We start from the raw sequence: 23529 nt of genomic DNA, 5'->3' as shown, positions 1-23529 counted from the left end.
CGAGAAGAATTTTCGGACTTGATCTCAACCTAAGTTGAGGTTCTAGCGTCGACAGCATGACCCAACCAGAAGTGATTGTCGACCGCGTCGTTCTGCAGGACGGCTTCGTCCCCGTGATAGATATCAGCAGCGCCCGCAGCGGCGACGCGACCCGGCGCCAGGCGGTGGCCGACGCGATCGGCCGCTGCTGCGAGACCAGTGGCTTCCTGCTCCTGGTCGGGCACGGCGTGCCGTACAAGGCCATCAGCGACGTCAATCACGCCCTGCGCGACTTCTTCGCGCTGCCGCAGGCCGAAAAGGACCGGGTCCGGGCACTTCCCGGCGACCCGCTGGCCCGGGGATTCAGCAGCGCGGGCAAGCTCGCGGCCACCAACGATGGCGCGGACGTCGAGGCCGAACATCAAGCGCCGGACCGGGTCGAGAAGTTCGTCCACTTCCCGCTGGGCAACCCAGAGGGACTGGGCGGCCACGGCTGGACCGACGAGCGGGTGGCCGTCGCCGAGCGGTGGCCCGACCTCCCGGGATTCCGCGCGGCCTACGAGCGCTACTACGCCGAAATGGAGTTGCTGGCGACCGAACTGTCCCGGCTGTTCGCGCTCGCCCTCGGTCTGCGTGAGGACTGGTTCGACGCGTCGATCGACCGCCACAACTCCAACCTGATGGCCAACTACTACCCGGCCGACAATCGGCCGGCCGGCGAAATCCGGCTGAGCCAGCACACCGACTGGGGCAATCTCACGATCCTGCTGCAGGACGAATCCCAGCGCGGGCTACAGGTTCGGGGTGATCGCGGCGAATGGATCGATGTGCCCATTGTCCCCGGCTCGTTTGTCATCAACATCGGTGACCTGCTGGCCCGGTGGACCAATGACCGCTGGGTCAGCACCGTGCACCGCGTGGTGAGCAACGGCGCGGGCGGCGAGCGGTTCAGCCTGCCTTTCTTCCATCAGCCCAACTTCGACGCCGTCATCGAGTGCATCCCCACGTGCGCGACGGCCGACAATCCGCCGCGCTACGAGCCGGTGGTGTCGGGGCCGTATCTGCTCGACAAGTTCAAGCTCGCCTACGCGCTCTGAGGCACGGCGTCACCGAAGAGGTTCTCGGACAACGGCGTCGGAGAACCGAATCGGTGCGCCGTCACGGCGATCGCCTGCTCGTGCAGGAACGTCAGCAGCTCGATCCGCCCGGCTTCGACAACCGGCCCCGCGTAGAGCGCGATGCCGACGTCGCCGGCACTGTCGTGAGCGAACTGTTCGCGGCTGCCGCCGAGTAGGCGAACCCGTCCAGGGGCGTTGTCGCGCAACGTCTTCCGCCACGACACCGAATCTTCCACTCGGTAGACGACGCCTGCGGTAGCCAACGTGCCGGCGATCGCCGCAGCGAGCGGCGCCGGGGTGGAGACGGTCACGCGGGAGCCGGCCAGAATGCCCGCCCCGACCACGCGCAGCAGGGCTACCGGATCCGCATCCTCGGCGCGCACCGTGACCGGCACGGGCAGGTACCGGAAGACGTTCTTCTCCGCCATCAGGCCGGAGACATCGCGCGCGACGCCGAACTCAGTCGCCCAGGCATGTGCGTCGGATCCGAAGGACCGTTCGAGGAAATCGAGTTCCCCGGAATCCAGCGCGAAAGTCCGTGCGGCGTCCAGGATCGCGCGCACCGGCGGTGCCAGCGGGGCCGTCTGGCGCGCCGGCGCGGAACGCCAATCGCTGAGCCCGATAAGGTAATTCGGACCGCCGGCCTTCGCGCCCGCACCGACCGCCGACTTCTTCCACCCGCCGAAGGGCTGCCGCCGCACGATCGCCCCGACGGTCGAGCGGTTCACATAGGCGTTGCCCGCCTCGACCCGGTCGAGCCAGCGTTCGATCTCATCGCGGTCCAGGCTGTACAGGCCGGCCGTCAGGCCGTAGTCGACCTGGTTCTGGATGGCGATCGCCTCATCGAAGTCGGCGGCGGCGATGAGGCCCAGAACCGGCCCGAAGTACTCGGTGAGGTGGAACTCCGAGCCGCGCCGGACGCCGGTCTTGACTCCCGGCGACCAGAGCCGGCCGGTGTCATCGAGCCGGCGGGGTTCCACCAGCCACTGCTCCCCCGGCGCCAGCTGCGTGAGCGCCCGCAGCAGTTTGCCGTGCGCGGGTTCGATGATGGGCCCCACCTGTGCGGTCGGGTCCGACGGGTAGCCGACCTTCAGGGACGTGACGGCGTCGACGAGCTGGTCGCGGAACCGCGCGGACCGGGCGACGGAGCCCACGAGAATGCCGAGCGACGCTGCCGAACACTTCTGGCCGGCATGCCCGAAGGCCGAGTACACCAGGTCTTTCACCGCGAGATCGAGATCGGCATGCGGGGTGACGATGATGGAGTTCTTACCGCTGGTCTCGGCCAGCAGCGGCAGGTCGGGCCGGAAGCTGCGGAACAGTTCGGCGGTTTCGAATGCACCGGTGAGGATGAGCCGCGCGACCCTCGGGTCGGACACCAACTGGGTGCCGAGCTCGCCCTCGTCGAGGTGCACCAACCGCAGCACGTCGCGCGGCACCCCGGCATCCCAAAGCGCTTGCACCATAACGGATCCGCAGCGCCTGGCCTGTGTGGCGGGTTTGATGATGACGGGGCTGCCCGCGGCCAGCGCGGCCAGTACCGACCCCGCGGGGATCGCCACCGGGAAGTTCCATGGCGGCGTGACCACCACCAATCCCGTCGGCACGGCGCCGGCACCGTCGACGGAATCCAGGTTCTCCGCCTGTGCCGCATAGTAATTCGCGAAGTCGATGGCCTCGGAAACCTCCGGATCACCCTGATCCAGCGTCTTGCCGCACTCGGATGCCATCACCTCGAGCAACTCCGCCCGCGCCGCCTGCAGCGTCGCCGCCGCACGCCGAAGGACTTCCGCCCGTTGGGCACCGGTCAGCGCCGCCCACGTCGCACCCGCGGTCACGGCGTCGGCGATGATCCCGTCGAGCGCGTCCGCACTCGACACGGTGTGCTCGGCCACCAGCTCCACGCCGGTCGACGACGCGGCGATCCGCTCGGTGATCGCCCGCCCCCACAGCCGATTTCCCGGCAGCGCCGGATCGGTGTCGGCGACATTCGCGAAGCCGCCGGCGGCGCACTGCGCTTCGCGCGGATCATCGGTACGGCGATCCTGACGACGGTTGGGCACCGGAATGACGGTCTCCCCCACGAGATCCGCGAGCGACGCGACGAACCGGTCCTTCTCGCGCTGGAACAGCGACTGGTCGTCGTGCAGCTCGAACACCGCGGACATGAAGTTGTCCTGGCTGGCGCCTTCCTCCAGCCGCCGTACGAGGTAGGCGATCGCCACGTCAAAGTCCTTGGGGTGCACCACCGGTACGTATAGCAGCAGACCGCCGACGGTGCGCCGGACGGCTTCGGCCTGTGCCTCTGCCATCCCCAGCAGCATCTCGAACTCCACCCGGTCCCGGACGCCGCGACGCCCCGCGAGCGTCCACGCGTACGCGATGTCGAAGAGGTTGTGCCCCGCGACGCCGATACGCACATTCGCGGTGTGCTCGGGCCGCAGTGCGTAATCCAGCACCCGCTTGTAATTGGTGTCGGTGTCCCGTTTGGTCGGCAGGGTCGCCGCGGGCCAGCCGTGCAGCGAGGCCTCCACGTGTTCCATGGGCAGGTTGGCGCCCTTGACCAACCGGACTTTGATGCCCGCGCCACCCCGCTCGCGGCGCGCGCGGGCCCAACCCTGCAGGCGCATCATCGCGCTCAGCGCATCGGGCAGGTAGGCCTGCAGCACGATCCCGGCTTCGAGGTCCAGCAGTTCGGCCCGGTCGAGCAACCTGGTGAACACCGCGATGGTCAGCTCCAGGTCGCGGTACTCCTCCATGTCGAGGTTGATGAACTTCTTCGTCGGCGCGGTCGCCGCCTGGGTGAACAACGGCAGCAGGTTCTCCGCGATGTGATCGACGGCTTCGTCGAACGCCCACGACGAGTGCGGCGGCACGGTGGCCGAGACCTTGATCGACACGTAGTCGACGTCGGGGCGGGCGAGCAGCCGTTCGGTGCCCTGCAGCCGTCGGGCCGCCTCGGCCTGGCCGAGCACGGCCTCACCGAGCAGGTTGATGTTGAGCCCGACACCACGATTGCGGATCCGTGCGATGGATCGGCCGAGGCGGCCATCGGTCGCGTCGACGAGGAGGTGACCGACCATCTGGCGCAACGCTTTCCGGGCGACCGGGATGACGAGTCCGGGCGCGAGCACCGACACCAGAGCACCGAGCTTGATCAAGAGCCGTTCGTGCGTCGGCAGGAAGGCCGGGGCGTTACGCGCGAGGGCGCGCAGGTTGGCGGCCGCGACCCGATGGTCTTCAGGCCGGATCACGCGGTCGACGAAGCCGACGGTGAAATCCAGGCCGTGCGGATCGCGCAGGACGTCGGCCAATCGTCGGCCGGCCGGGGCGACGGGCAGGTGGGCGGCGTCGTCGAGCCAGGACCGGACCTGGCTCACGACATCGGTCAGCAGATCTTCGTCACTGCCTAGCTGGGTCATCTGCCCATCATGAGCGCGCCAGACACTTAAAATAAAGCGATGTTTTCTGACAGAAAAGATTAAACAATAATGAAACATCAGCGTGCTGACCTGCTCGACACCCGGCGGTTGCGCCTGCTGCACGAGCTGAGCCTGCGCGGGACGTTGTCCGAGGTCGCCGAGGCGCTGCACCAAAGCCCGTCGTCGATATCGCAGGCGCTGAGCCAGCTCGAGCGCGAGGTCGGCGTGCCGCTGTTGGAGAAGGTCGGGCGCCGGCTGCGGCTCACCCCCGCGGCAGAGGTACTCGTCGAGCACACCGCGGTCATCTTGGCGCGCCTCGAGCAGGCCGCCTCCGATGTCGCGGTGCAGAGCGACGAGGCGTCCGGCACCGTTCGGCTGGCCGTCTTCCAATCGGCGGCCTCGGCCTTCATGCCACAGATGCTGACGGAATTGGCGACACGCCACCCACGGCTGCGGGTGACGATGTCGCAACGCGAACCGGAGCAGGCGCTCTACGAGACCTGGCTGCGCGAGTTCGATCTGGTGATCGCCGAGGAGTATCCGGGGCATGCCGCGCGCGCGTATCCCGATCTGCACCGGGCACCGCTGACCACCGACCTGCTGCGGCTGGCCGTACCACCGACCGGAGACCCCTGGGACCGCATCTCCTCGGTCGAAGACGCCGCCGACCTGCCGTGGACCATGGAGCCCGAAGGGACCGCCTCTCGGCATTGGGCCGAACAGCTTTGCCGCCAAGCAGGTTTCGAGCCCGACGTCCGCTTCGAGACCGACGATCTCGAAGCCCAGATCGCCCTGATCGAGAATGGCAACGCGGTCGCAATCCTGCCCGACCTGATGCGGGTCCGGCGTCGTCCCGATTTACGCGTCGTGGACGTCGATCCGCGTCGGCGTGTGGTGTTCACGGCGACGCGAACCGCCATCAGCAAGACGCCAGCCATCGTCGCGTGCCGGGCAGCGCTGGCTTCGGCAGTGCCCCCGCAGCTTGATGTGGACTGAACGCCGACCGGCAGCGAGGTCGCCACCGCCAGCGGCGCACGTGTTCACACCCGTAACTGGCTGTCCAGACCCATGCGACTCCGGAACCCGGTATCGCCGGTGGTACCACATTCCGAGCACGTGTCGACCGCCTCAGACCAATTCCTCGAGGCCATCTCACGCTCCGCTCTGCAAATCGCGGACGCACGCCTGCACCGACAAATCCTCGTTCTCGTCAACACCGACCGGCGGCAGTACGACCCCGTCCGCAATGCCGTTGTACTTGGCGCGCAGCAGATCCGGCAATTGATCGTATCGCCCGGCCGTCACCAATTGATCGAGCACGACGTCGCTGAGCACCGTGGGCAGATCGTCCCACCGCTGTGCTTTGACGAGGGCACGGAGGTCGTCGGCCAACACGTTCCAGCCCTTGCGTTTCAGCGTCGCCGCGTAGGCCGGGGTCGAGAGCAGGAACGCCAGCATGCGGCGCTGCCGTTCACGTTCCTGCTCGACCCGCAGGTCGGTGCTGCCGGTCGCCACCGCGGTCGACGCCACGAGCTCCGGGATCGCGGACCGGCCGGCGGCCTGCGCGCCGCGCCGAAGTGCCGGGCGCACAACATCTCTCAGATATTCCGGATCGGAATTGGTCGAGTGTGTGACGACGCCGTCGGCCTTCCCGCCGGCCAGTTCGCACATCCCGGCGTTCACCGCACCCAGCCAGATGCGCGGCGGCGCAAGGTTGTTCGGCCCCGGGTTGAAGTATGGCTGCAGGCGCGTGATGCGATAGACATCGCCTTCATGGTGCACCGACTCGCCGGTGCGGAACGCTTCGAATATCGCGGTCAGGGCGCCGAGGTACTCGCCCATCCGTGCGCACGGTTCGCTCCACGGCATACCGAATCGGTCTTCGATGTTCTGCCGAATCTGGGTGCCGAGACCCAATTCGAATCGCCCGTTCGAGAACGTCTGAAGGTCCCAGGCCGCGTAGGCGGTCAGCATGGGGCTGCGGACGAAAGCCAGAGTGACGGCCGTGCGGATGGTCAGCCGCTCGGTGTGTTCGGCGGCCAGCAGTGCCACGGCGAGTGAATCGTGCGTCGTCTCAGCGATGTGCAATCCGTCGAACCCGAGCCGCTCGACGCGGCGCACGTAGGCCGGCACCTGTGTCAGGGGCAGCTCAGGCGACAAGGCAGCGAATACCTGCATGCCCGAGGACAGTAGCGGGAAGGAACTAAGCCAATCGCGAGACCGCGGCGGCGATGCGTTCGTCTGTCGCGGTGAGTGCGATGCGGACGAACTGCTCGCCGGCCGGGCCGTAGAACTCGCCGGGGGCGACGAGGATGCCGCGTTCGGCCAGCCAGGCGAGCGTCGCGCGGCCGGACTCACCGCGGGTGGCCCATAGATACAGGCCGGCCTCGGAATGCTCGACGGTGAAGCCGGCGCCCCGGACCGCCGCCAGCAGCGCGTCGCGGCGCTTGGCGTACCGGTCGCGCTGGACGCGTTCGTGCTCGTCGTCGTCGAGGGCGGCGACCATCGCGGACTGCACGGGCGTCGGGACGATCATCCCGGCGTGCTTGCGCACCGCCAGCAGTTCCGCGACCAGGTCCGGGTCACCGGCGACGAAGCCGGCGCGGTAGCCGGCCAGCGAGGAGGTCTTCGACAGTGAGTGCACCGCCAGCAGACCGGTGTGGTCACCGTCGCAGACGTCGGGGTGCAGCACCGACAGCGGCTGAGCGTCCCACGACAGGCCGAGGTAGCACTCGTCGGACGCGATGACGACGCCGCGCTCGCGCGCCCAGCCGACAACCTTGCGCAGGTGGTCGACGCCGAGCACCTTGCCGGTCGGGTTGCTGGGCGAGTTCAGGTACACCAGCGCGGGCGCCTGGGGCCCGATCTGGGTCAGCGAATCGGCCCGCAGCACCTGCGCACCGGCCAGCCGGGCGCCGACGTCATAGGTCGGGTAGGCGAGCTCGGGCACCACGACGGTGTCGGCGGCCCCCAACCCGAGCAGTGTCGGCAGCCAGGCGATGACCTCTTTGGTGCCGATGACCGGCAGCACCGCCTGCTCCGGCAGGCCCGTGATGCCATAGCGGCGCTGCAGGGCAGCCACCGCCGATGCGCGCAGGGCAGGCGTACCGGCCGTCGTCGGGTAACCCGGTGAGGCACTGGCAGCGGCCAGCGCCTCCCGGATGACGTCGGCCACCGGATCCACCGGCGTGCCGACGGACAGATCGACGATGCCGTCCGGATGGGCACGAGCGGTCGCGGTCGCCTCCGCCAGGGTGTCCCAGGGGAACACCGGCAGAGCGGCCGAGACCTTGGCTCTAGCGGACAGGGTCACTCGCCCTGCGGCGCGAGATCCTTGACCGCCTGCGGGTCGTTGTCGGTCTGGCCGACCTTCGACGCACCACCCGGCGAGCCGAGCTCGGCGAAGAAGTCGGCGTTGCTCTGGGTGTACCCGCTCCACTGATCGGGGACGTCGTCCTCGTAGTAGATGGCCTCGACTGGGCAGACGGGCTCGCACGCGCCGCAGTCCACGCACTCATCGGGGTGGATGTACAGCATGCGTGCACCCTCGTAGATGCAATCGACCGGGCATTCTTCGATACATGCCTTGTCTTTGACGTCGACGCAGGGTTCGGCAATGACGTACGTCACCGGTAGTTCTCCTGTTCCAGTGGGCTGCTGGCTCGTCAGGAATACAACGAGCAGACGCCAGTATGGTGCGCCCGTACCGAAGCGTCTGGCTCAGTGTTACCTAACTTTACGCGCCGCCCGGGAGGGGTGGCGCGTGGTTACTGATACTAGACGTTGCACATACCGTCCGACTAGTTCCCGACACAGCTTTTTACGCGTGTCATTTTTGCCTTTGCAATTTGTTGCATAGGACCGCCGGTAGCACCTAGGCTCGTGCCGTGGCCCTCCCCCACGCCATCCTCGTGGCGTTGTGCGAACAAGCCGGTTCGGGTTACGAACTGGCCAACCGATTCGACCGCTCGATCGGCTACTTCTGGGCCGCCACCCACCAGCAGATCTACAAGACGCTGCGCACCATGGGCGCCGACGGCTGGGTCAGTGTCGAGGTCGTCGCGCAGCACGGCCGGCCGGACAAGAAGGTCTATTCGGTGACCGCCGCCGGCCGGGCCGAACTCGAACGCTGGATCGCCGAACCGCTCACCGGCCGCGGCAGTTCCGTGACCGACGCCCGCACCCGCGAACTCGCGGTGAAGCTGCGCGGCGCGACCTACGGATCCGCGGACAGCACCGCCGCCCTGCGCGAGCAGATTCGCGCACTGCGTGCCGAACGCGCCGCGCTGCTCGACACCTACCGCGGCTACGAAAAACGTCAGTTCCCCGACCCTTCCGCGCTCACCGGCAGCGCGCTGCACCAATACCTGGTGCTGCGCGGCGGTATCCGCGCCGAGCAGGGATCGGTGGACTGGTTGGACGAAATTCTGCTCGCCCTAGAAGGAACACCATGACCAACCCCTATCCGAACCTGTTGTCGCCGTTGGACCTTGGCTTCACCACGCTGCGCAATCGGGTGATCATGGGCTCGATGCACACCGGCCTCGAGGACCGCGCCCGCGACACCGGCAAGCTGGCCGAGTACTTCGCCGAGCGGGCCCGCGGTCGAGTCGGTCTGATCATCACCGGCGGATACGCGCCCAACCGCACCGGTTGGCTGCTGCCGTTCGCCGCCGAGATGCTGTCATCGAGCGACGCCCGCCGGCACCGCCGAATCACGGGCGCGGTGCATGCCGAAGGCGGCAAGATCCTGCTGCAGGTATTGCACGCGGGACGTTATGCGTACCATCCGCTTTCGGTCAGCGCGTCGTCGATCAAGGCCCCGATCAACCCCTTCCGGCCGCGGGCTCTGCGCGACGTCGAGGGCACCATCAACGACTTCGTGAAATGCGCGCTGCTGGCCCGCGAAGCCGGGTACGACGGCGTCGAGATCATGGGCAGCGAAGGCTATCTGCTGAACCAGTTCCTGGCGCCGCGCACCAACAAACGCACCGACGCCTGGGGCGGCACACCCGAGAAGCGCCGCCGCTTCCCGGTCGAGATCGTCCGCCGCACGCGCGAGGCCGTCGGCCACGACTTCATCATCTGCTACCGGCTGTCCATGGCCGACTATGTCGAAGACGGCCAGACGTGGGAGGAAATCCTCACGCTGGCAACCGAAATCGAAGCCGCTGGGGCGACGATCATCAACACCGGCATCGGTTGGCACGAAGCGCGGGTGCCGACCATCGTCACGTCGGTACCCAACAGCGCGTTCGCGGACATCAGCAACGCGGTGGCGCAGCACGTCACGATCCCCGTGGTGGCGTCCAACCGCATCAACATGCCCCAGTCCGCCGAGCAGATCCTGGCCGACGGTGCGGTGCAACTGATCTCGATGGCGCGGCCGCTGCTCAGCGACCCGGACTGGGTCCGAAAAGCGCAGCACGATGCCGCCGACGAGATCAACACCTGCATCGCCTGCAACCAGGCCTGCCTGGACCACGCGTTCGCGCACAAGACGGTGTCGTGCCTGCTGAACCCGCGGGCGGGCCACGAAACCACCCTGGTACTGGGCAAGACCCGGGTGACGAAGCGGGTCGCGGTAGTCGGCGCCGGACCCGCCGGCCTGGCCGCCGCCGTCACCGCAGCCCAGCGTGGACACGACGTGACGCTGTTCGAGGCCGGCGACCGTATCGGTGGCCAATTCGATTTGGCCCGAAGGATTCCCGGCAAAGAAGAGTTCAGCGAGACCCTCCGGTACTACACCACGATGCTCGCCAAGCACCGTGTGGATGTCCGGCTGAACACCCGGGCGTCGGCCGACGAGCTCGCCGGCTACGACGACGTCGTGCTCGCCACCGGCGTCGCACCGCGCATGCCCGCGATCCCGGGCATCGATCATCCGATGGTGCTGTCGTACGCGGAGGCCCTGACGGGAGCGGCAGTCGGCAAGCGGGTCGCCGTGATCGGCGCCGGCGGCATCGGTTTCGACGTCAGCGAGTTCCTCACCGTCGATGAATCCCCCACCCTGAATCTGAAGGAATGGCGCGCCGAGTGGGGCATCGCCGACGGCGGCGACTCCCGTGGTGGGTTGGCCACGCCGATCCCGCTGCCGCCGGCCCGCGAGGTGTACCTGCTGCAGCGCACCAAGGGCGCCCAGGGTCGCGGGCTCGGCAAGACCAGCGGCTGGGTGCACCGGGCGTCGGTCAAAGCCAAAGATGTGCAGCAGCTTTCCGGCGTGAACTACGAGAAGATCGATGATGCCGGCCTGCACATCAGCTTCGGTCCGGACCGGTCCGGAGCCCGCGTCCTCGAGGTCGACAACGTAGTGATCTGCGCCGGCCAGGAGTCGGTCCGCGATCTCGAAGTGGGGCTGCGCGAGGTCGGCATCGAGCCGCACGTCATCGGCGGCGCCGCCGTGGCAGCCGAGCTGGACGCCAAGCGGGCCATCCGTCAGGGGACCGAGCTGGCGGCCAAGCTCTAGTCAGCCACTGCGCGGGTCGCGGCCCTACGTCGAGCGTGGGCGTTGCCGCGCTCCGCGCGGCGTGTCGTCACCGGCAAGCGCCACGCTCGGCATAGCAGCCCGTGCGCACGTGCGGCGGGTTACGACCCGCCGCTGCCCCACACCGCGCGAGCGCCCGAGTCGCCGATACGCACGATCTGATAGATCGAGGCAACGCCGATCAGCACAGCCAGTACCGCCACCGCAACGCCGGCGACGCCACGCCGTTCACCGAGGCGTGCGCCCCACCGGTGCAGGAACGCAAGCGCCAACGACACCACCAGCAGCCCCAGCGCGAAATAGATCGCCGTGTCACCGAGTTCCGTGTGCTCGTGCAGGATCGGTGTCCGGGTCTGCTGCTGGTGCTCCAGCCACTCGCCGGCCTCCGTGGCCAGCGGCGTCAGCACGGTCAACACGACCGCCAAGGCCAGCGTCAACCAGACGAGCCGCTCGCGGGCTGCGCTCCACACCGCGCAGAGAATTGCGAGAATGGCGGTCAGTGGCGCCAGCACCACGATGAAGTGGACGAAAAACGGGTGGGCGGGGATGTCGCCAATCGTGTTCACAGATCCCAGCCTGACACTCGCTACCTGTGAGCGCGCTTTAAGCCCACGCGACACACCGCGAAAGCACGTGCAAACACGCCCGCTCGCGGGAGAAGCTAAGCCGCCAGGGGCGAGTAGTCGGTGCTGCGTTGGCGGGCCGGGCGGCCGATGCCTTCGGCGATGGCGACCAGCTCGGCGACGGTCTTGGCAGAGCCGTTCTCCGAACCGGCCATGCGGGAGATCGTCTCCTCCATCAGCGTGCCACCGAGATCATTGGCACCGCCCTGCAGCATCACCTGCGTGCGCTCCACCCCGAGCTTGACCCACGAGGTCTGGATGCTCGGAATCCGGCCGTGCAGCATGATCCGCGCCAGCGCGTGCACCGCACGGTTGTCACGGTGCGTCGGTCCGGGCCGCGCCCCGCCGGCCAGATACAGCGGCGAGGACTGGTGCACGAACGGCAGCGGCACGAACTCGGTGAAACCGCCTGTGCGGTCCTGGATTCCGCGCAGCACGTTGAGGTGCCCCACCCAATGCTTCGGGGTGTCCACGTGCCCGTACATCATCGTCGACGACGACCGCAGCCCCACCTCGTGCGCCGTGGTCACCACGTTGATCCACTCGGCGGTCGGCAGCTTGCCCTTGGTCAGCACCCAGCGGACCTCGTCGTCGAGGATCTCGGCGGCGGTGCCCGGGATGGTGTCCAGGCCCGCTTCCCGCAGCGAGGTCAGCCACTCGCGCACCGACAACCCGCTGCGCGTGACACCGTTGGCAATCTCCATCGGCGAGAAGGCATGCACGTGCATCGACGGCACCCGCTTCTTCACCGCCCGCACCAGATCGGCGTACCCGGTCACCGGCAACTCCGGATCGATGCCGCCCTGCATGCAGACCTCGGTGGCCCCGGCGACATGCGCCTCCCAGGCCCGGTCGGCGACCTCGTCGGTCGACAGCGAGTAGGCATCGGCGTCACCCTTGCGCTGCGCGAACGCGCAGAACCGGCAGCCCGTGTAGCAGATGTTGGTGAAGTTGATGTTCCGGTTCACCACGAACGTGACGTCATCACCCACGACATCCCGCCGCAGCGAATCCGCCAGCGCCGCAACGGCATCCAGCGCCGGACCATCAGCAGTCGCCAGTGCCAGGTACTCGTCGTCGGAGCAACCGCCCGGGTCGCGCTCGGCCGACCGCAGCGCGGCCAGCACGTCGGTATCGATGCGCTCTGGGGCACGAGCCGCCAGCTCGGAAACCTTCTCCCGGATGGACTCCCAGTCACCGAACGCGCTACCGAGGTCGCTGCGCGTCTCGGTCAGCCGGCCCTCGGTGTCGATCGCGGTGTGCAGATCGGTGCGGCCCAACGACTCTGATGCCTCGTCGGGTTCCTGCCACGGCAGGCCGACGGGGTTCACCTCACGCGCCCAACCCGTCTCCGGATCGGCCAGCGCATCGACATGCCCACGCACCCGCGGATCGATCCACGCCGCCCCGGCCTGCACGTACGACGGCTGCGCCGTCAACCGCTGCACCAGGTCATAACCCGCTTCAGCAGTCACCTCGGCCAGATCGTCCAGCGCCGGCCACGGACGTTCCGGATTCACATGGTCGGGCGTCAGCGGCGACACCCCGCCCCAGTCGTCCACGCCGGCACCGATCAGCGCCAGGCATTCCTCGCGGGACACCAGATTCGGCGGCGCCTGAATCCGCATCTTCGGGCCCAGCACCAGGCGGGTCACCGCGATGGTGGCCAGGAAATCGTCGATCCCGGCATCGGGAGTGGCCGCCATGGCCGTGTGGTCCTTGGCCCGGAAGTTCTGCACGATGACTTCCTGCACGTGCCCGAATTCCTTGTGCGACTTGCGGATCGCGTGCATGGTCTCGGCCCGTTCGGTGAGATTCTCACCGATACCGACCAGCAGGCCCGTGGTGAACGGGATCGACAGCCGGCCCGCGTCATCGAGCGTGCGCAGCCGCACCGCCGGGTCCTTGTCGGGGCTGCCGTAGTGCGCCAGGCCCTTGGTCTCGAACAGCCGCCGCGACGTGGTCTCGAGCATCATGCCCATCGACGGCGCCACCGGCTTGAGCCGAGACAGTTCCGACCAGCTCATGACGCCGGGATTCAGGTGCGGCAGCAGACCCGTTTCCTCGAGGACACGGATGGCCATGGCCCGCACGTAGTCGAGCGTGGAGTCATAGCCCCGCTCGTCGAGCCACTGCTTGGCCTCGTCCCAGCGGTCTTCCGGACGGTCACCGAGGGTGAAAAGGGCCTCCTGGCATCCCAACTCGGCGCCGCGGCGGGCCACGTCGAGAATCTCGTCGGGCTCCATGTACATGCCCATGCCCTGGGCGCGCAGCTTGCCCGGCACCGTCACGAACGTGCAGTAATGGCAGGTGTCGCGGCACAGATGAGTGACGGGGATGAACACCTTGCGCGAATACGACACCGGCAACCGGCCGGTCGCGCCGCGCCGGCCCGCTGCTTCGAGCCCGGCGTCACGCACCCGGGCGGCACTCGCACAGAGATCCACGAGATCGTCGCCGCGGGCCGTCATCGCGATCGCAGCCTCGTCCACATTCAGCGCCACACCATCACGAGCGCGGCGCAGCACGCGACGTAAGGCGGACGACGATGCGGGGGCGGCGAGCGGTGGGACCACGGGAAGAGGCAGGTCTGCGCCGTTCTGGGGGTTCAGAGCCACTTCCGTGTAACCCCGATGAAGTCGACGTTCATCCGCGCGTCTCACATTCTGAAACCACTGCGCCTGGCATACCGGCCACAGTAGCGCCAGCTCGTCGGCGCGGCGCGCGCCCCATGCCTCGACACCCACAGCAAACCCGCAGACTATTAGCCGAATTTGGTGACGAGCGCGTAAGTTCAGTGGGTCGGGACGCGATCAGTTCAAGGAGTCATGGTGTCCGTTTCTGTCCGCTCGTATGTGATGGCGGGCGCCGCCGCTGCGACCGCCACAGCTCTCGCACTGACCCCCATCCAGGTGGTTCCCGCCGACGTCGCGGTCCCGGCCCACCCGACCACCGTCCAGCCGCACCTGACCGAGGCCATGGTCAAGCTGCTGGCCGCGGCGAGCAACATGGCGCCGCCGGCACCGCCCAAGCTGCCTGCCGCGGGCGTCGTCCCCAAGGTCGGGCCGAACCCGTTGGCGGCCGCACCGTCGGCAGCCGGGCCGGTCGTCACCCCGACGAACGCGGCCAGTGACTGGCTGACCAACGCGTACACCGGCATTCAGGCCTGGGTGGACTGGGGCGTCGACTACGCCACCGACGTTCTCTACTGGCTGAACTGGTTCGTGCCGTTCGCGGGCACGGTCGCCGCCCAGACCGACATCTTCTACTGGACCCTCATCCGGCCGGTCTCGGACAACATCTTCTACCAGGCGGTCGTGCCGATCGTGAACAATCCGCTCAACCTGGGTGTGTGGGTCAACGGCATCGGTAACGCCATCCGTTACTCGGTCAACGACGTCATCAACTTCGGTATCGCGGAGTTCAACTACTTCTTCGGGTGGCTCATCCCGCCGATTCCGCCGCTGCCGCCCATCGGATCGCTGGCCGCGACACAGACGACGCTCGAGTCGATCGCCAAGACGGTCCAGACCACGCTGACCAGCCTGGCCGCCGGCCTGATGCCCGCCAAGGTCGCCGCCGACAAGGTCGCCGCGGAGACCGACCCGGCGAGCAAGCTCGCGCCGACCGCCGCGCAGACCCCGGCCGACAAGGCCGCTGACAACCCTGCGGACAAGGCCGCCGAGAAGACTGCCGAGACGCCGGCTGTGACGCCGACGAAGGCGGACGACAAGGCCAAGTCCGACGACAAGAGCACGCAGACCACGGGCACCGAAGCCGGGCAGCAGCCGACCGACCCACAGGCCGAGCCCAAGGCGGACCCGAAGGCGGATCCGAAAGCCACCGACCCGAAGACCGACCCGAAGACCGAGCCCAAGGCTGACCCGACGACCGAGCCCAAGACCGAGCCGAAAACCGACGAGCCCAAGGCGGGCACTCCGGCAACCGGCGACCCCGAAGGCCCGGCCAAGCCGCAGGACGAGGTCAAGGCACCCAAGCCCGTCAAGAAGCCCGGCAAGAAGGCGGGCGACAAGACCGAGGCCACGAACACCAACGCCGCCACGGATCACCCGACCGGCACCACCGGAACCGCGAAGCCCGGCAAGGGCGACAAGGCCGCAAGCGGCAAGACCAAGGGCGACAAGGGCACCGGCCAGTCGCAGGGCGCGACCGGCGGCCAAAGTGCCGGTTCGGCAAGCCACGCGGCCAAGAGCTGAACCCGGACCGGGACAGCCGTCTCTGGTCACACAGTCGACCAGGAGTCGTCAACTTTCCTTGACGTCAAGGAAAGTTGACGACTCCGGACGCGAGTTGTGCAGAGAGCCCGGGCGCTAATCCGGCAATGCGGCGCGCCGCTGGGCATTTCGCCACAACACCACGCCGGGCGGCGTCGCACCGAGCAGCAAGAAGATCAACGGTGAGGCCTGCATGATTCCGCGGCCGCCGAACACCACGTCATCGCCGGGCCCACCGAGCAGCAGAAGCACGACCGTCGACAACCAGGCCCACATCGGGAGCGCGGCCAGGCGCGGACGGGACGTCCACTGCAGGCCGGCCCAGACCAGGGCCGCGTTGACGAGACCACTGAGCAGGCCACTGATCGGGAACGGCACGGGGCCGAGATAGAGCGGCAGGAACAGTGCGCCGGCAATGGCGGACAAGACGCCGTCGAGCGCCAGCACACCGAGCATCAACGAACGCGCCCGACCGGAGTCGGCGCGCACCGGGACAGACGTCAGGTCGGGATGCTGTCGAGCAGCGAAACCAGCGAACCGACGACCCACTGATAGTTGTCGCCGAGGCCCTGCAGGTGCTGCAAGTTGGGGTCCAGATCCGAGTCCATGGCGGCTACCCTACTCCCCCGCTTCCCGGTGTCACGCCAGGTTTATCCCGCTGAGTAGGTCAGTTTCCACACCACGGTCGTCACGCTCGCCTGGCTTGCCGTCGACCAACACGTAGTGCTCGAGGGCGCTGATCGGCAGCGCGATGTTGTTGGACAGGGCAAAGACCCGGCCGGTCGGCTCGACCGTCACCTGCGTCTCATGGGCGCGCATGGCGGCGACCTTGGCCGGCAGGCTGTCCTGCGCGTCGATGATGGCGTCGATGCGGTGGCCGAGGTCGAAGGGCAGCGCGGTGGCCGGGATCCGCACCCAGCTCTCGGGCAGCTCGATGCCGTTGAGCGATTCGAGGGCTTCGGCCATCGACTCGCCGTCCATCACGGTCCAGTAGAACTTCGGGACCTGCCACGGCTCGCCCGGATGACCGTCGCCCGCCGACGCGGCGACCGCGGCCGTCGTCACCCGGTGCGCCTGGATGTGGTCGGGATGCCCGTACCCGCCGTTGGGGTCGTAGGTGACGACGACGTGCGGGCGGAAGTCCCGCAGCACCGCCACCAGTTCGGCGACGGCCTCGTCCATGTCGGCGTCGGCGAACCGCTGGCGGTGCCGTGCCGGGCTGCCTTCCATGCCGGAGTCGCGCCAACGCCCGGCGCCGCCCAGATACCGCGGCCGGTCGACGCCCAATTCCCGCAGCGCCGAGGTCAATTCGCCGATGCGGTAGCCACCGAGCTGGTCTGCTCCGTCGACCGCCAGCTGCGCCCACTGCGAACCGATGACCTCACCCTCTTCGCCCAGGGTGCACGTGAGCACCCGTACGTCGGCGCCGCGGGCCGCGTAGTGCGCGATGGTCGCTCCGGTAGTCAGTGTCTCGTCATCCGGATGGGCATGGACGAACAGCAGCCGTGGGGTCTCCATATCCCCCAGGCTGGCATACATTCACCGGGTGACGCGACGTGCACTGGAGTTCGGCAGTGCGGTGCTGCTCACCGGCCTGCTCGCCGGAGTCGCCGGGGCACTGACGGTCTCACTGCTGCACGCCGTCGAACATCTCGCCTACCACTATTCGTACGGCCTCCTGCTCGACGGCATCGGCGCCAGTTCGCCGGTTCGGCGCGCGCTGGCACCGGCGATCGGCGGGGCGCTGGCGGGGCTCGGCTGGTGGATCCTGCGGCGCCGCAGCGGGACTCCGTCGTTGTCGGCGACCATCGCCGGCACGAAGCCGATGCAGCATCTACCGATGGCGGCCGACGCGGCGCTGCAGGCACTGGCCGTCGGCACGGGTGCCTCGCTCGGCCGGGAGACGGCGCCGCGCCAATTGGCCGCGGTGCTCAGCAGCTACGGGACGACGTGGCTCGGGCGGCTCACGTCGTCGACGCTCGGGACGTTGACGGCCCGCGACCGCGAGATTCTGCTGTCGTGCGCCGCGGGCGCCGGCCTGGGCGCGGTGTACAGCGTGCCGCTGGGCGGGGCGTTCTTCGCGGCGCGCGTCATGATGGGCACCTGGCATCCCAAGGTCGTCGGCACGGCGCTCATCACGTCGAGCCTGGCGGTCGCGGTGTCGCACCCCGTCACGCATTTCGAGCGCGATCTCATCTGGCCGGATCCGGCACTGTCGTACCAATTCGCCACGCTGGCGCTGGCCATCGCACCGCTTGCGGTGGTGATCGGCCTGGTCTTCAACAAGCTGATGGCAGTCGCTGGGCCCAAGCCACAGCTGACGTCCTGGGTGCTCATCCCGGGCGTCGCCCTGGCCGGGCTGGTGACCGGCATCTGCTCGATCTACCGGCCCGAGCTGCCCGGCAACGGCCGCAGCGTGCTGATCGTCAGCGTCGACGCGCAACTGAGCCTCGCCGCCGCCGCGGTACTCCTGATACTCAAGCCATTGCTCACCGCGCTGTATCTGCGGGTCGGCGCCGTCGGCGGCCTGATCACCCCTGCGCTGGCCACCGGCGCGGCCGCGGGCACCGTCGCGACGTTCGCGCTCAACGGCCTGGCCGATACGCACCTGCACGTACCCGCGGTGGCCCTGACATGTGCGGCGGGCGTCCTCGCCATCACGCAGCGCGCGCCGGCGTTCGCGGCGTTGTTCGTCTGGGAACTGGCGCATCCGCCGATCTGGCTGCTGCTGGTGTTCGCGGTGGCCGCGTACTCGTCGCACGGCATCCGGCTGCTGCGGGAACAGTCAGCCAAGCGGGCGGCCGCTACTGCGGCGCCGGCTCACGAACCGCTCAGGGAACCTTGACCCACTTGCCGGCGTCGCCCACGATCCCGACCGGGACGGCGCCGGTGAGGCTGACGTTCTGCACCGTCGGCCCGGCCGCGACGATCGTGGTGTCCTGCAGGATCGGCAGCACCGTCTCCATCGCCCAGAGCTTGGGCTCCAACTCGTTCAGCACGTCACCGATCTTCTCGGTGCCGGCCAGCGCCGCATCGATCCGCGGCTGGATCGCGTGGTCGCAGATGCCCGTCAAGTTACTGGGCGCCTGCACCAGCTGATCTCCGCCGAGCGGCTTGGGCAGCGGGAGGGTCGGCGCCGTCGACGTCACCGTCGGTGTCGACGGCTGCGGCACCGCGGTTTTCGAGGTCGATGCCGACGTCGGCTGCTGGGTCGGCTGCTGGGTCGGTGCCGGCGGCGTCGCAGTAGACACGGCCGTCGCGTCCAATCCCGGGCAGCCGTAGCGCGACGCCAGCACGGTCGCCAGGTCGCCGCCGGCATGGCGCCAGCCGACGATCGCGTCGACGCGCTCCAGTCCGTCGGCGTACAGAACCACGGGATCCATGGCCAGCACGGTGGCCTCGATGCCGACGCTGCGCAGTTGGTCAGCGGCGGTGTTGGCCACCGCGACCGACGTCGGGTCGTTGGCGGCGACGCCGATCGCCAGCCCCAGCGGCTTGCCGTCCTTGACCAGCCGATCGTGGCCCGGTGGCGGTGGCATGCCGGGCGGCGACGGTGGCGCGACGTCGGGCTCGATGTTGTACCCGGCACGCACCAACAGGTCCATCGCGGCGTTGCGGTCCAGGGCCGGTGGCGCCGTCGGCACGTAGCCCGGGTCCGACGGTGTCCGGATCTGCGCCTGCGCCAGCGTCACGGTGTTGTCGCTGCCCGCGCCGACGGCGGCCAGCAGGCCGACGTCGAGGAGGCCCAGCAGTGCCTTGCGGACCTGGACATCGGTCAGCGCGGGACGCTGCGCGCGCAACGTCAGCTGCATGACCCGCGGGGTGACGATGCGTGCGGTCCGCACGCCCGGGATGGCGGCGAGTTGCGCGAACGTCGCCTGTCCGCCGTGTACCTGGGCCACCTGGGTGTCCCGGTTGCGGATCGAATCAGCAAGGGCCGCAGGCGATCCCCCGCGCCGGAACAGCACCTGGTCGGGAACCGACGGCACGCTCCAGTACCGGTCGTTGCGCGCCAGCAGGATTTCGTCGCGCTGCGGGTCGATGCTCTCGACGCGGAACTGACCGCCGGTCACCGGCATGGCCCGCGCGAGGCCCGCACCGAAACCGCCCGGCACGTCCTTGACGATGTGCGCCGGCAGGATGTTGTTGAACAACTCCCGCCAGGCCGGGTAGGGCTTGGCGAACGTCACCACGGCCGTCTTACCGCCGTCGACCGACTGGACACCGGTCACCAGGTCGTAGCCGGCCGGGTCGACGACGCCGGGCTGACTGACCATCTGGCGCCACTGGTACCAGTAGTCGTCGGCAGCGATGGGCGCGTTGTCGGTCCACTGCGCCTCGGGACGGATCTTGTACGTGACGGTGAACGGGTTCTGATTTGTCACGTCGGCCGACAACAGCAACGACGGGTCCAGCTCCCAGCGCGAGCCCGACGGCGCCGCCGGATCGGCGATGGGCCGGAACGAGCTCGGCAGGACCAGCGCCGAGATGGCCGCGTTGACCGGCGACTGGTCGGATTGCAGATGCGGGTTGAACCCGGGGCCGATCCAGTCGATGGCCATGATGATCTGGCTCATCTTCGGTGGCGGCGGGACGACGGTCTTGGTCGTCTCGGTGCTGCGCGGCGCCGGCGGCGGGCTGACGGTGCAGCCCGCGAGCGCCAGAACCGACACCAGTGCGCCTGTCGTCATCAGCTGGCGGCGGGCGGTCGGCACGAGAGTCAGGGTATCGGCACCGTGAGCCCGAACCACCATCCGAGGCCACCGATGCAAATCCCCGTCGTTCCGCTCGCCCCTGATGTGGTCCACAATCTCCGGTATGGGCCTACTGCCGAAGCCGTACACCCCACTGTCCGACGCCGACGTCGCCGACGCGCTGAGCCGCGCCGTCGCCGTCATCAACCCCTTGCTCAATGTGCTGTCACAAGCCGACCCGATCGGGCTGCGTAAGCGCACCCACCGCCTGCTGCGTCCGCCGCGCGGGGTGGGTGACCTGGTCCGTCGGCTGCGGGTGGGGCACCGTCGCGCCGAGGCCGGTCGCAGCCCCAGCACCACGGACCGCGCGTTGAACGCGGGCGCCCATCTGCTGAACGCCGCCGACCTGCCCGGCACCGCCGCGTGGGAGCGGCTGAGCCGCGACGAGCGCATCCATTGGTGGGTGCACCGCGTCGGTGCGCTGAACACACTGCTGGTGGCCACACCGGGCGCGTTCGGTTGGCTGGCCCGGGTGCTGCCGGTGAGCGAGTTGGCCGGGTTCATCAACGACGCCATCGTGTTGTGCGCGGTGGCCCGCGAATACGGCGTCACCGATCGGCGTGAGCAGGTGCGGCTGCTGGCCGCGGTGTTGTGCGGGCGGCAGCTTCCTGCTGACTTCGACGTGCCGCAGCCCCCGGAACCGGACCCGCTTCCCGAAACCCCGCCGGACGGCTGGAAGCCCCTGGAGGCCATCACGTCGTCGCTGCCGGTCGTTGTCGTGAAGACCGTCTGGCAGCTGGCCGGCATCCTGCGCGCGACGTTCGACGAGATCGCCAAGCGGCCACAGCCGACGAAGTGGTGGCAGCGCTTGAGCGCGCTGCCGTGGGTCGGCGCGGTGTCGACGTACTTCGGTGAGCGCGGCGCGCTGATCAAGGCGGCCGAGGAAGGCGTCGCCTGGCTGGACCAAAACCAGAAGGCCGGTTAGCACTCCGCGAAAACGCGTGCGCCAACCGGCCTTTCGGCTTGGATCGTTAGTTGCGGGCCTTCTCGCGGGCCTTGGCGCGAGCGCGCAGGCTCGCGGTCAGCTCGACCTTGCGCACGCGCACGACTTCGGGCGTGACCTCGACGCACTCGTCCTCGGCGCAGAACTCCATGGCCTGCTCCAGGCCGAGCTCCAGCGGGCGCGCCAGGGTCTCCATGACGTCGGCCGTCGAGCTGCGCATGTTCGTCAGCTTCTTCTCGCGGGTGACGTTGATGTCGAGGTCCTCGGCGCGCGGGTTGATGCCCACGACCTGGCCCTCGTAGGTGTCCTGGCCCGGCTCGACGAAGAACTGACCACGGTCAGCCAGCTGGATCATCGCGAACGGGGTCACCGAGCCGCTGCGGTCGGAGACCAGCGAACCGGTGTGGCGGGCGCGGATCTCGCCGGCCCACGGGCGGTAGCCGTCGAACACGGCGTTGGCGATGCCGGTGCCGCGTGTCAGGGTCAGGAAGTCGGTGCGGAAGCCGATCAGGCCACGCGACGGCACGATGAAGTCCATGCGGACCCAGCCGGCGGCGTGGTTCGTCATCTCTTCCATGCGGCCCTTGCGGGCGGCCATCAGCTGGGTGATGGCGCCGACGAACTCGTCGGGACAGTCGATGGTCATGGCTTCGAACGGCTCGTGCAGCTTGCCGTCGATCTGCCGGGTGACCACCTGCGGCTTGCCGACGGTCATCTCGAAGCCTTCGCGGCGCATCTGCTCGACGAGCACGGCCAGCGCCAGCTCACCACGGCCCTGGACCTCCCAGGCGTCCGGGCGGCCGATGTCGACAACGCGGATCGAGACGTTACCGATGAGCTCGGAATCCAAGCGGGACTTGACCATTCGAGCCGTCAGCTTGTGACCGGAGACCTTGCCGGCCAGCGGCGAGCTGTTGGTGCCGATGGTCACCGAGATGGCCGGCTCGTCGACGGTGATACGCGGCAGGGCGTGCGCGTGATCGGGGTCGGCGAGGGTGTCGCCGATCATGATCTCGGGCATACCCGCGACAGCGACGATGTCGCCGGCGACGGCTTCGGTGGTCGGGGTGCGCTCGACGCCGACGGTGACGAGCAGCTCGGTGATCTTGCCGGTGGTGATGACGGGCGCGCCGTCGACCTCACGCATCCAGGCCACCTGCTGGCCCTTCTTGAGCTTGCCGTTGTAAATCCGGACGAGCGCCAGACGGCCGAGGAAGGCCGACGCGTCGAGGTTGGTGACCAGGGCCTGCAGCGGGGCGTCCGGGTTGCCCTTGGGCGCCGGGATGTGCTCGAGCAGCACGTCGAACAGCGGGTCCAGGTTCTCGCTGTCGGGCACCTCGCCGTTGGCGGGCTGGACGGTCGAGGCCACGCCGGCGCGACCCGAGGCGTACAGGGTCGGCAGGTCCAGGGCCTTCTCGGCCGCGGCCTGGGCTTCCTCGTCCAGGTCGGAGGCGACGTCGAGCAGCAGGTCGTGGCTCTCCTCGACGACCTCGGCGATACGGGCGTCAGGCCGGTCGGTCTTGTTCACCACGAGGATGACGGGCAGGTGCGCGGCCAGTGCCTTGCGCAGCACGAAGCGGGTCTGCGGCAGCGGGCCCTCGGAGGCGTCGACCAGCAGCACGACACCGTCGACCATCGACAGACCGCGCTCGACCTCACCACCGAAGTCGGCGTGGCCGGGGGTGTCGATCACGTTGATGACCGTCACGGTGCCGTCGGCGTTGTGCCGGTGCACCGCGGTGTTCTTGGCCAGGATCGTGATGCCCTTTTCCTTCTCCAGGTCACCCGAGTCCATGATGCGTTCGGTGGAGTCGTCACCCCGGTCCAGGGCTCCGGACTGCCGCAGCATGGCGTCGACGAGGGTCGTCTTGCCGTGGTCGACGTGTGCGACGATGGCGACATTTCTGAATCCGGCACTGGCCTGCTCACTCACGCCCAAGATTGTCGCAGCGAGGGGGTCGGTTTGCGAAA

17 protein-coding genes are annotated in these 23529 nt (G+C 68.6%); 7 read left to right on the top strand and 10 right to left on the bottom strand.

The window, feature by feature from the left end:
• Positions 1 to 56: 56 nt before the first annotated feature.
• Positions 57 to 1076, top strand: a complete 1020-nt coding sequence (locus H289_RS0103305; RefSeq protein WP_051128366.1) for an isopenicillin N synthase family dioxygenase — start codon at positions 57 to 59, stop codon at positions 1074 to 1076.
• Here H289_RS0103305 and H289_RS0103300 read toward each other — a convergent pair.
• Positions 1064 to 4519, bottom strand: a complete 3456-nt coding sequence (locus H289_RS0103300) for a proline dehydrogenase family protein (protein WP_020099326.1) — start codon at positions 4517 to 4519, stop codon at positions 1064 to 1066. The two genes, H289_RS0103305 and H289_RS0103300, sit on opposite strands and share 13 nt — an antisense overlap.
• 69 nt (positions 4520 to 4588) lie before the next feature.
• Between H289_RS0103300 and H289_RS0103295 the strand changes: the two genes are divergently transcribed.
• On the top strand, positions 4589 to 5515 hold the full coding sequence (locus tag H289_RS0103295) for a LysR family transcriptional regulator (RefSeq protein ID WP_020099325.1): 927 nt from the start codon (positions 4589 to 4591) through the stop codon (positions 5513 to 5515).
• Between the two features lie 156 nt (positions 5516 to 5671).
• On the opposite strand, the gene H289_RS0103290 is transcribed toward H289_RS0103295, so the two are convergent.
• From H289_RS0103290 to fdxA, 3 genes are read right to left on the bottom strand one after another with little or no spacing between them, the layout of a single operon-like run.
• Positions 5672 to 6697, bottom strand: a complete 1026-nt coding sequence (locus H289_RS0103290) for a TIGR03617 family F420-dependent LLM class oxidoreductase (RefSeq protein WP_020099324.1) — start codon at positions 6695 to 6697, stop codon at positions 5672 to 5674.
• A gap of 25 nt (positions 6698 to 6722) precedes the next feature.
• Positions 6723 to 7826 carry a succinyldiaminopimelate transaminase gene (gene dapC / locus H289_RS0103285; protein WP_036420063.1) on the bottom strand — a complete coding sequence of 368 codons (1104 nt, stop codon included), beginning with the start codon at positions 7824 to 7826 and terminating at the stop codon, positions 6723 to 6725.
• Between the two features lie 2 nt (positions 7827 to 7828).
• Positions 7829 to 8149 carry a ferredoxin gene (fdxA, locus tag H289_RS0103280; protein WP_020099322.1) on the bottom strand — a complete coding sequence of 107 codons (321 nt, stop codon included), beginning with the start codon at positions 8147 to 8149 and terminating at the stop codon, positions 7829 to 7831.
• A 257-nt stretch (positions 8150 to 8406) separates the two neighbouring features.
• Here fdxA and H289_RS0103275 point away from each other — a divergent pair, with 257 nt between their 5' ends.
• Positions 8407 to 8973: a PadR family transcriptional regulator gene (locus tag H289_RS0103275; protein WP_020099321.1), complete on the top strand. Its 567-nt coding sequence runs from the start codon at positions 8407 to 8409 to the stop codon at positions 8971 to 8973.
• Positions 8970 to 10985, top strand: coding sequence for an NADPH-dependent 2,4-dienoyl-CoA reductase (locus tag H289_RS0103270; RefSeq protein WP_020099320.1), 2016 nt, complete (start codon positions 8970 to 8972; stop codon positions 10983 to 10985). Before H289_RS0103275 ends, H289_RS0103270 begins: the two co-directional genes overlap by 4 nt.
• Before the next feature lie 119 nt (positions 10986 to 11104).
• Here H289_RS0103270 and H289_RS0103265 read toward each other — a convergent pair whose 3' ends face one another.
• Together H289_RS0103265 and H289_RS0103260 are read right to left on the bottom strand one after the other, a co-directional pair.
• The gene (locus tag H289_RS0103265; protein ID WP_020099319.1) at positions 11105 to 11569 is read right to left on the bottom strand and encodes a DUF2231 domain-containing protein; all 465 of its coding nucleotides are present in this window, start codon (positions 11567 to 11569) and stop codon (positions 11105 to 11107) included.
• A 95-nt stretch (positions 11570 to 11664) separates the two neighbouring features.
• A complete protein-coding gene (locus tag H289_RS0103260; RefSeq protein WP_029104738.1) occupies positions 11665 to 14244 on the bottom strand; it encodes a bifunctional FO biosynthesis protein CofGH in 2580 nt (859 codons plus the stop codon).
• A gap of 213 nt (positions 14245 to 14457) precedes the next feature.
• Between H289_RS0103260 and H289_RS31680 the strand changes: the two genes are divergently transcribed.
• Positions 14458 to 15843 carry a prolipoprotein diacylglyceryl transferase gene (locus tag H289_RS31680; protein ID WP_155944000.1) on the top strand — a complete coding sequence of 462 codons (1386 nt, stop codon included), beginning with the start codon at positions 14458 to 14460 and terminating at the stop codon, positions 15841 to 15843.
• Between the two features lie 114 nt (positions 15844 to 15957).
• Here the strand turns inward: H289_RS31680 and H289_RS0103250 are convergent, their stop codons facing one another.
• Positions 15958 to 16410 carry a hypothetical protein gene (locus H289_RS0103250; RefSeq protein ID WP_081633287.1) on the bottom strand — a complete coding sequence of 151 codons (453 nt, stop codon included), beginning with the start codon at positions 16408 to 16410 and terminating at the stop codon, positions 15958 to 15960.
• 90 nt (positions 16411 to 16500) lie between these two features.
• A complete protein-coding gene (mshB, locus tag H289_RS0103240; protein WP_020099314.1) occupies positions 16501 to 17379 on the bottom strand; it encodes an N-acetyl-1-D-myo-inositol-2-amino-2-deoxy-alpha-D-glucopyranoside deacetylase in 879 nt (292 codons plus the stop codon).
• 28 nt (positions 17380 to 17407) lie between these two features.
• On the opposite strand from mshB, the gene H289_RS0103235 reads away from it, so the two are divergent.
• Entirely contained in the window at positions 17408 to 18706 is a 1299-nt protein-coding gene (locus H289_RS0103235) for a chloride channel protein (protein ID WP_020099313.1), read from the top strand.
• Here the strand turns inward: H289_RS0103235 and H289_RS0103230 are convergent.
• Positions 18693 to 20615 (bottom strand): ABC transporter family substrate-binding protein, encoded by a 1923-nt coding sequence (locus H289_RS0103230; RefSeq protein WP_020099312.1) that lies wholly within the window; start codon positions 20613 to 20615, stop codon positions 18693 to 18695. The genes H289_RS0103235 and H289_RS0103230 overlap by 14 nt on opposite strands.
• Positions 20616 to 20679: 64 nt before the next feature.
• Here H289_RS0103230 and H289_RS0103225 point away from each other — a divergent pair, with 64 nt between their 5' ends.
• Positions 20680 to 21540, top strand: a complete 861-nt coding sequence (locus tag H289_RS0103225; RefSeq protein ID WP_020099311.1) for a hypothetical protein — start codon at positions 20680 to 20682, stop codon at positions 21538 to 21540.
• 46 nt (positions 21541 to 21586) lie between these two features.
• Here H289_RS0103225 and typA read toward each other — a convergent pair whose 3' ends face one another.
• Positions 21587 to 23491: a translational GTPase TypA gene (gene typA, locus H289_RS0103220; RefSeq protein ID WP_020099310.1), complete on the bottom strand. Its 1905-nt coding sequence runs from the start codon at positions 23489 to 23491 to the stop codon at positions 21587 to 21589.
• Positions 23492 to 23529: the final 38 nt, after the last annotated feature.

This window comes from Mycobacterium sp. 360MFTsu5.1 (assembly GCF_000383495.1).
GTDB lineage: Bacteria > Actinomycetota > Actinomycetes > Mycobacteriales > Mycobacteriaceae > Mycobacterium > Mycobacterium mucogenicum_B.
Note: the sequence above shows the minus strand (reverse complement) of the source record. Positions and strands in the feature narration are given on the sequence as shown.

What these genes read in the sequence shown, in the direction of transcription:
- H289_RS0103270 (WP_020099320.1), top strand. Translation starts at nt 8,970, where the DNA reads ATGACCAACCCCTATCCGAACCTGTTGTCGCCGTTGGACCTTGGCTTC.
- H289_RS0103300 (WP_020099326.1), bottom strand. Translation starts at nt 4,519, where the DNA reads ATGACCCAGCTAGGCAGTGACGAAGATCTGCTGACCGATGTCGTGAGC.
- H289_RS0103295 (WP_020099325.1), top strand. Translation starts at nt 4,589, where the DNA reads ATGAAACATCAGCGTGCTGACCTGCTCGACACCCGGCGGTTGCGCCTG.
- H289_RS0103305 (WP_051128366.1), top strand. Translation starts at nt 57, where the DNA reads ATGACCCAACCAGAAGTGATTGTCGACCGCGTCGTTCTGCAGGACGGC.
- H289_RS0103290 (WP_020099324.1), bottom strand. Translation starts at nt 6,697, where the DNA reads ATGCAGGTATTCGCTGCCTTGTCGCCTGAGCTGCCCCTGACACAGGTG.
- H289_RS0103225 (WP_020099311.1), top strand. Translation starts at nt 20,680, where the DNA reads ATGGGCCTACTGCCGAAGCCGTACACCCCACTGTCCGACGCCGACGTC.
- H289_RS0103230 (WP_020099312.1), bottom strand. Translation starts at nt 20,615, where the DNA reads ATGGTGGTTCGGGCTCACGGTGCCGATACCCTGACTCTCGTGCCGACC.
- mshB (WP_020099314.1), bottom strand. Translation starts at nt 17,379, where the DNA reads ATGGAGACCCCACGGCTGCTGTTCGTCCATGCCCATCCGGATGACGAG.